The organism is Silvibacterium sp., assembly GCF_047605705.1.
GTDB lineage: Bacteria > Acidobacteriota > Terriglobia > Terriglobales > Acidobacteriaceae > Silvibacterium.
On sequence record NZ_JASGFD010000037.1, the window covers coordinates 43887 to 52090 of the forward strand.

5 protein-coding genes are annotated in these 8204 nt (G+C 62.6%); all 5 read left to right on the plus strand.

Annotation, left to right across the window (positions count from 1 at the left end):
• The first annotated feature begins 299 nt into the window (after positions 1-299).
• The 5 genes from pgi to malQ all read left to right on the plus strand — a co-directional run bounded on the left by pgi (position 300) and on the right by malQ (position 8121).
• Positions 300-1943, plus strand: coding sequence for a glucose-6-phosphate isomerase (gene pgi / locus QM649_RS13895; protein WP_415199649.1), 1644 nt, complete (start codon positions 300-302; stop codon positions 1941-1943).
• A 178-nt stretch (positions 1944-2121) separates the two neighbouring features.
• On the plus strand, positions 2122-3390 hold the full coding sequence (locus QM649_RS13900) for a BON domain-containing protein (protein ID WP_415199650.1): 1269 nt from the start codon (positions 2122-2124) through the stop codon (positions 3388-3390).
• Between the two features lie 110 nt (positions 3391-3500).
• A complete protein-coding gene (locus QM649_RS13905) occupies positions 3501-4367 on the plus strand; it encodes a metallophosphoesterase (protein WP_415199651.1) in 867 nt (288 codons plus the stop codon).
• Between the two features lie 150 nt (positions 4368-4517).
• Positions 4518-6479: a peptidylprolyl isomerase gene (locus QM649_RS13910; RefSeq protein WP_415199652.1), complete on the plus strand. Its 1962-nt coding sequence runs from the start codon at positions 4518-4520 to the stop codon at positions 6477-6479.
• Between the two features lie 97 nt (positions 6480-6576).
• A complete protein-coding gene (gene malQ / locus QM649_RS13915) occupies positions 6577-8121 on the plus strand; it encodes a 4-alpha-glucanotransferase (RefSeq protein WP_415199653.1) in 1545 nt (514 codons plus the stop codon).
• The last annotated feature ends 83 nt before the right edge of the window (positions 8122-8204 follow it).

Genomic DNA, 8204 nt, shown 5'->3' on the forward strand with positions numbered 1-8204 from the left:
GGCGGAGGACCCCGCGGTCTCTCCATAATTGGGAAACGAGGACCTAGAACGAAGACCAGGGTGCCCGTCCAGGCTCTGCCTGGGCTGGAAAACAGGATATGCGAGTCAGCACCGGCAAACCGCAGGTCTCTCCACTTCGCGAGACGAAGAAACTGTCTCGCTTCGGTCGAGATGGTAATCGTATCCCGGCGCGCCGTCCATTCATTGCACTTTCACGTGACGCCGGTGCTCTCTGAGGAATCCAATAAGTGTATTAGGCTCAAAGAGAACACTTTTTCTGAAAGGTTGATGGCACAACTATGAGCAATACTTCCGCCCCCGCCCAGACCCCTCTCACCGAACTGGCCGCCTGGAAGGCGCTCGAGGCGCACTACAAGAGCATCAGCACCGCGCACCTGCGCGACCTGTTCAAGAACGATGCCGAGCGCGGCACCCGTTTCTTCGCCGAAGCTGACGGCATCTTCCTCGACTACTCGAAGAACCGCATCACCGAAGAAACCCTGAAGCTGCTCATCCAGCTGGCGGAAGAGAGCGGCCTGAAGTCGCACATCGAAGCCATGTTCTCCGGCAAAAAGATCAACACCACCGAGAACCGCGCCGTGCTGCACGTCGCACTGCGCGCCCCCAAGGGCGAAAAGATCGTCGTCGACGGCGAGGATGTCGTCCCCGAAGTGCACAAGGTCCTCGACGCCATGTCGGCCTTCTCCGAGCGCGTGCGTTCGGGCGAGTGGAAGGGCTACACCGGCAAGGCCATCAAGAACATCGTCAACATCGGCATCGGCGGTTCGGATCTCGGCCCGGTCATGGCCTATGAGGCCCTCAAGCACTACAGCCAGCGCGATCTGACCTTCCGCTTCGTCTCGAACATCGACGGCACGGACTTCGTCGAAGCCACGCGCGACCTCGACCAGGAAGAGACGCTCTTCATCATCGCCTCGAAGACCTTCACCACGCTCGAGACCATGACCAATGCGCACTCCGCGCGCGTCTGGGCGCTGGCCAAGCTCGAGCACGATGAAGCCATCGCCAAGCACTTCGTCGCTGTCTCGACCGCTGAGAAGGAAGTGACCAAGTTCGGCATCGACACCGCGAACATGTTCGGCTTCTGGGACTGGGTCGGCGGACGCTACTCCATGGATTCGGCCATCGGTCTCTCGACCATGCTGGCTATCGGCCCTGACAACTTCCGCAAGCTGCTGGCCGGCTTCCACGCGATCGACGAGCACTTCCGCACCGCGCCCTTCGAGAAGAACCTGCCCGTGATTCTCGGCCTTCTGACCGTCTGGTACACCGACTTCTTCAATGCCCAGACCGTCGCCGTCCTGCCCTACGACCAGTACCTCAAGCGCTTCCCGGCCTACCTGCAGCAGCTCACGATGGAGAGCAACGGCAAGCACGTTACTCTCTCCGGCAAGCATGTGAACTACGAGACCGGCCCGATCTTCTGGGGCGAGCCCGGCACCAATGGCCAGCACAGCTTCTACCAGCTCATCCACCAGGGCACCAAGCTGATCCCCGCGGACTTCATCGGCTTCTCGAAGACCCTGAACCCGCTCGGCAACCACCATGACCTGCTGATGGCCAACGTCTTCGCGCAGGCCGAGGCCCTGGCCTTTGGCAAGACTGCTGAAGAGGTCAAGGCTGAGGGCACGGCGGACGATCTGGTTCCTCATCGCGTCTTCGAAGGCAACCGCCCCTCGAACACCATCCTCGTCCCCGAGCTGACGCCCGAAGCCCTCGGCAAGCTGGTCGCTCTCTACGAGCACAGCGTCTTCACCCAGGGCATCATCTGGCAGATCAACTCCTTTGACCAGTGGGGTGTGGAGCTGGGTAAGGTCCTGGCCAAGAAGATCGGCCACGAGCTCGAAGGCTCTGGAGCGGTCACCTCGCACGACAGCTCGACCAACCACCTCATCGGGCTCTACAAGAAGCAGCGCGGCTAACTGCAACGAGATGCAAACACTTCGGGGAATGGGGGCGCCAGCAGCGGCCTCCATTCCCCGCAACTTTTTTGCCCGGAATTGGTTCAAATAGGTAACGCTTCAAACGGCGTCCGCGTCCATGCTTCTAGCTTCTGGACGCGAAAGAAAATCCGACCCGGAAGCGGCGAGGTTGATCGAGATGAGCGGCAAACAGTACACAACGTTGCGGAATGTGCAGATAAATCTCCTGAAGGCTGGAACCGTCGGCCTGCTTTCCGGCTGCCTCTGGCTTTCTACCCCCATCCTGCTGGCACAATCGGGTGACCTGCAGGCCAGCGTCACCAATGCCATCGCCCAAGACAACGCACTCAAAGGCCAGCAGATCACGGCCAGCGTCGCGAACGGTCAGGTGACCCTGACCGGCACGGTCCAGACCAACGCCCAGCGCCAGGAAGCCGAAACGGCGGCTGTCAGCGTGGCCGGCGTGAGCGGAATCGCCAACAATCTGAAGGTCACCGACCCGAACTCCCCCATGCCCACGGCGAACTCCGATGCTCAGCAGGCCAATACCCTTTCGAGCGAGGAGCAGGCTCCTCCGCCGCCGGATGAGGCGAATGTCCAGCAGAGCACGGCTCCGCAGCCCCCGGCAGACGCGGGCGCACAGGCCAGCTATCCTCAGTCCCAAACCGGCTCACAGGCGGGTTCCCAGACCGGCTACCAGCAGGGCTACACGCAATCGGCCCAGCAGCCTGCCTATCCGCAGAGCTATACGGGACAGAACAGCTATACCCAGGCTCCTCCCCCGCCGCAACCGCCCAGCGGCCCGGTTACGATTCCGCAGGGCACACTGCTCCGCATCCGCCTGAGCGAGCCGATCGACACCTCGAACGTCAAGACCGGCGCCTACTTCCAGGCCACGGCAGCGGCAGATGTCTACCAGGGCGGCGTGCTCGCTATTCCGCGCGGCGCAGTGCTGACCGGCCAGGTGGTCGAGGCAAAGAAGGGCGGCGAACTCGGCGGATCGGCAAAACTGCAGCTGAACCTCACCAGCCTGAACCTCGAAGGCAGAAGCTATCCCCTGGTCACCGACCTTTGGGACAACAAGGGGCCGAATAAGGCCGGCTACACGGCGGCCAACACTGTCGGCGGCGCTGCGGTCGGCGCGCTGATCGGCGGCATCATTGGACGCGGAGCCGGTGCGGCCATCGGCGCGGGCGTAGGCGGCGCGGCCGGACTCGGCGCCTCGGCGGCCACCAATGGCCCCAGGCTGATTTTGCCGGTCGAAACACAGCTCGACTTCCACCTGACCGCGCCGATCACGGTGCAGCCGGTCTCCTGGCAGGAAGCACAGCGTCTCGCGACCGCCAGCCAGCCGCAGCAGCCCCGCCTGGTGCGCCGTCCGGCCTACTATCCGTACGGAGGCTATCCGCCTCCTCCGCCGCCTCCGGGGTACGTGTACCCGTACTAACGCGCGGAGCAATTCCTCAACGGCCGGACGGTATCCCGTCCGGCCGTTTTGTATTTTCGGTCCGGGATGCTGCGATGGGGGCTTCTCAACCCTGAAGGTAGAATTTGAAAATGGAGATATCTGCCTCTCCACAGAGGCCACGCATCAGCCGGAGGCGATTCCTCGCCCTTTCCGGCGTTACGGCGCTCGGCGTGCCGCTCTATGCGGGCGAGATCTCCCGGCATGAGATCAGCGTGGAGCATGTCGCGATCCGCATCGCCAATCTGCCCGAGGCCTTTCAGGGCTTCCGCATCCTGCAGATCTCCGATTTTCACTACGCCAATTTCACCGAACCGTTCTTTCTGAAGGTCGTTGTCGAGCGCGTCAACCACATCGCGGCGGATCTGGTGGTGCTGACCGGCGATTTCATCACCAACGACACCTGGTCGCGGCCAGAAATTCTGCGCTTCGCCTACGATTGCGCCGCACATCTCTCCCACATCCGATGCCCGCTGCGTTACGCGATCATGGGCAACCACGATGCCGGCTTTGACCCGAAAGCCGTGACCGCGGCTCTGGAAGAGCATCACATCCAGGTTCTGAACAATGAAGCCATCCCGATCGAGCGGGATGGGCAGCGCATCTGGCTGGCCGGTACCGGAGATGCGGTTGCCAAACATGCCCGTTTTGACCTGGCCATTCCACCGAAATCCGGCCGTCCGGGCGAACCCCTGATCCTGCTGGCCCATGAGCCGGATGTGCTGCCCGAGGTCGTGCCCTACGGCGTCGACCTGATGCTTTCCGGACACACCCATGGCGGCCAGGTGCGGCTTCCTTTTGTGCCGCCGATGTTTCTGCCCGCGCTTGGAGAAATCTATACGGAGGGCTACTATCGCCTGGGCCCGACACAGCTTTACGTCAACCGGGGCATTGGGGCCGTCGGCGTTCCGTTCCGGTTCAACTGCCCCCCGGAGATTTCCGTTCTCACCCTGGCCTGAGACCCTCGGCGCAGAATCTGCTCGGGTTAGGGGAAGTCATTTATACTGATGGCACTAAATCCCCTCGCGCAGCCCGGCTTCGCACTCCGGTCTTTGAGGCCAGGCTCCTGCTGCCCGCGAGCGATTCACAGCAAAGGTCGTCGCCCATCCATGATTCGTTTCCTGCAAAAGGACAGCCGCTTCACCAAAGGCGTATTCATCGTCATCATCTCGGTAGCCTGCATCACCATGGTCATCACCCTGGTACCCGGCATCTTCCAGGATGACGTCTCCTCCTCCGACACCTACGCCACCATCCGGCACGGCGGCATCCTCGGGCGCTTTCTGCCTGCCGAGAGTGCAGTATCGACGACCGACGTCCAGCAGCTTGCTGGCCGCATTTTGCAGCGCCAGGGCCTGCCGTCGTTCGCTCTGCCGTTCATGATGAACCAGGCCGGCCAGATGCTCATCCAGCAGCAGATCCTGCTCAACGAGGCGCACCGCCTCGGGCTCACCGTCACCGACGACGATGTCCGTCGCTTCCTGCACACCGGCATGTGGGGCGAGGTGCTCTTTCCCGGCGGCAAGTACATCGGCGACGCGCAGTATGCGAACTTCGTCTCCCAGCAGTTCGGCCTGAGCCGCGACAAGTTCGAGGATCAGCTCAAGAAGGAAATCCTCACCAACCGCCTGCAGGCTCTGATCACCGGCAGCGTCACCGTCTCGGACTCCGAGGTGCGCAACGCCTATATCCAGCAGGGCACCAAGATCAAGTTCGACTACGCGGTGCTGAGCTCGGACGATCTGCGCAAGACCATCAACCCGACCGACGCCGAGCTCGAGGCCTTCTTCAAGCAGAACGCCAACCGCTACGCGACTGCGGTCCCCGAGCAGCGCAAGCTCCAGTACTTCGCCTTCACGTACAGCAACCTGCCCCAGGGAGCTCCGCAGGTCACCGACGCCGAAGTGCAGCAGTACTACACCGCGCACCAGAAGGACTACCAGATCGACGATCAGGTGAAGGTCCGCCACATCCTCATCAAGGTGGATGGCAGCGATCCGAAGGCTGACGCCGAGGCCAAGGCCAAGGCGCAGGGCATCCTCGACCAGCTCCACCACGGCGGCGACTTCGCGGCTCTGGCCAAGGCCAACTCCGACGACCCGGGCAGCAAGGTCCAGGGCGGCGAACTGGGCTGGGTCAAGAAGGGCGCGACCGTGCCCGAGTTCGACAAGGAAGCCTTCTCGCTGGCGCCCGGCCAGACCTCCGGCCTGGTGCGCACGCAGTTCGGCTATCACATCATCCAGACCGAAGAGAAGCAGACCGCGCACACCCGCGCGCTGGACGAAGTGAAGCCCGAGATTCAGGCCCAGCTGACCCGCCAGAAGGAAGGCCAGCTCGAGCTGAACTTCGCGGCACAGCTCTCGGCTGAAGCCCTGAAGAACGGCATGGCTGCAACCGCCGAGGCGCACCACCTGCAGCTCACCACCACCGACTACATCAGCCAGGACAGCACCTTGCCCGGCGTCTCCGACAGCACGAAGCTGCTCGCCGCCGCCTTCACCGCAAAGAAGAGCGCTGCTCCGCAGACCGCTTCGACCGGTGACGGCTACGCGGTCTTCGAAGTGAGCGACATTCAGCCCGCGCACGCGCCTACCTTCGACGCGTGGAAGAGCCACATCGCCGACGACTTCCGCGATCAGCAGCTGCCGCAGCTGCTGGCGAAGAAGACCGCCGAGCTGGCTGACCGCGCCCACGCCGAGAACGACCTGGCCAAGGCTGCGAAGGAAGTCGGCGCGACGATCAAAACGAGCGACCTGGTTGGCCGCGACGCGCAGGTGCCGGAGATCGGCGCCTTGGCGCAGGCTGCTCCACAGCTCTTCGACCTGAGCGTTGGCGGCATCAGCTCGGCCATCAACACCGGCCACAGCGGTGTGGTCGCCAAGCTGACCGACAAGCAGCTGCCCAGCAACGAGGAAGTCACCAAGAACTTCGAGACCACGCGCGATGCCCTGCTTGAGCAGCGCCGTGAGGAGATGTTCCAGGTGTTCGCCTCGAACCTGACGCAGCAGTACACCAAGGATCGCCGCATCTACACGAGTAAGAAAGCCCAGCAGGCGAACCTGCCCGGCTAAACGTAACCTCACACAAAAGCAACCGAGGCCCGCTGTTCTGGAATCTTTCCGAAGGCGGGCCTTTTTCTTTTCAAAAAAACAGCCCGGGAATCTTCTTATGCCTTTTGATCGCGCCTCTGGTCTTCTCCTGCACATTACGTCTCTTCCCTCGTATGGCGGCATCGGCGATCTCGGCCCGGCTGCCTATGCATTCGCCGACTTCCTGCACGCCTCCAAGCAGCGCCTGTGGCAAGTGTTGCCGCTGAGCCCTACCGGCTATGGCAACTCGCCCTATGCCGCACTGTCGGCCTTCGCCGGCAATCCCCTGCTCATCTCACTCGAACTGCTCGCCGAGAGCGGCTGGATCGCGCCGGAGAAGATAAAGTCTCTTCCCAAACCTGGCGGTCCGGCGGATTTCGACACCGCCGCACGCGTCAAGTTGCCGCTGATCGAAGAGGCCGCGAAGCACTTCCTCTTCACGCATACCGACGAGCAGTGGCAGCTGTTCGAGAACTATCGCCGCACCAACTGGACATGGCTCGAACCTTTCGCGCTCTACAGTGTGCTGCGCCACAAGTACAAGCAGGTTTCATGGAACGACTGGCCGGCGGAATTCGTTCATCGCGACCCTAACGCCATGCAGAAGCTCTGGGATGAGCACCGCGACGACATCCAGGTCCAGCAGATCATCCAGTACATCTTCGACGAGCAGTGGTCCACGCTGCACCGCTACTGCAACGAGCGCCACATCCAGCTCATCGGAGACGTCGCGATCTTCGTGAACTACGACAGCGCCGATGTCTGGAACAATCCGGGGATCTTCGAACTCGACGAAGACCTGCTGCCGATCCGCGTAGCCGGTGTGCCTCCCGATTACTTCTCCGCGACGGGCCAACGCTGGGGCAATCCGCTCTATCGCTGGGATGTGCTCGAGCAGCAGCGCTTCGGCTGGTGGCTCGACCGCGTGCGCCGCGCGCAGTCGCTTTACGACATCATCCGCCTCGATCACTTCCGCGGCTTCGAGGCCTTCTGGGCCATCCCCGCCGAGAACGACACCGCCGTCGAAGGCGCGTGGATCAAGGCTCCCGGCGTACAGCTCTTCCAGACGCTGCGCGACCAGCTCGGCGAGCTGCCATTCATCGCGGAAGATCTCGGCGTGATCACGCCCGAGGTCGACGCCATGCGTGAGCAGTTCGAGCTGCCCGGCATGCGCATCTTCCAGTTCGGCTTCGGCAGCCGCCACGCGCACAACTACCTGCCGCACCACTACGTGCCGAATTCTGTCGTCTACACCGGCACACATGACAACAACACCACGCGCGGCTGGTGGGAGGAAGAATCTTCGGCCGTCGAAAAGGCCGAGGCACGCGCCTATCTCGGCACGGACGGCAAGGACTTCGTCTGGGACATGATCCGCGGGGCGGAGGCATCTGTCGCGAACACCTGCCTCATCCCCGTGCAGGATCTCCTCGATCTCGGCACCAAGTCCCGCATGAACATGCCCTCGCGCGCTGCCGGCAACTGGAGCTGGCGCATGGAGCCCGGCGCACTCACCGGTGCGATCGCAGAGAAGCTTGCCGCGATCACCGCCGTCAGCGATCGCGATTACGTGCCGCCTCCGGAACCTGCCGAGGTCGACACGGAAGCAAGAGCAGAAAAATAAGCCACCCTCGCAGTTACAAAACGGCAGCGGCGCTCTCTATCTGAGAGCGCCGCGGCCGTTTTTGCTGAATTTTGATTTAGGCC

Coding starts and splice junctions, on each gene's coding strand:
- pgi (WP_415199649.1), top strand. CDS start 300: ATGAGCAATACTTCCGCCCCCGCCCAGACCCCTCTCACCGAACTGGCC.
- QM649_RS13900 (WP_415199650.1), top strand. CDS start 2,122: ATGAGCGGCAAACAGTACACAACGTTGCGGAATGTGCAGATAAATCTC.
- QM649_RS13905 (WP_415199651.1), top strand. CDS start 3,501: ATGGAGATATCTGCCTCTCCACAGAGGCCACGCATCAGCCGGAGGCGA.
- QM649_RS13910 (WP_415199652.1), top strand. CDS start 4,518: ATGATTCGTTTCCTGCAAAAGGACAGCCGCTTCACCAAAGGCGTATTC.
- malQ (WP_415199653.1), top strand. CDS start 6,577: ATGCCTTTTGATCGCGCCTCTGGTCTTCTCCTGCACATTACGTCTCTT.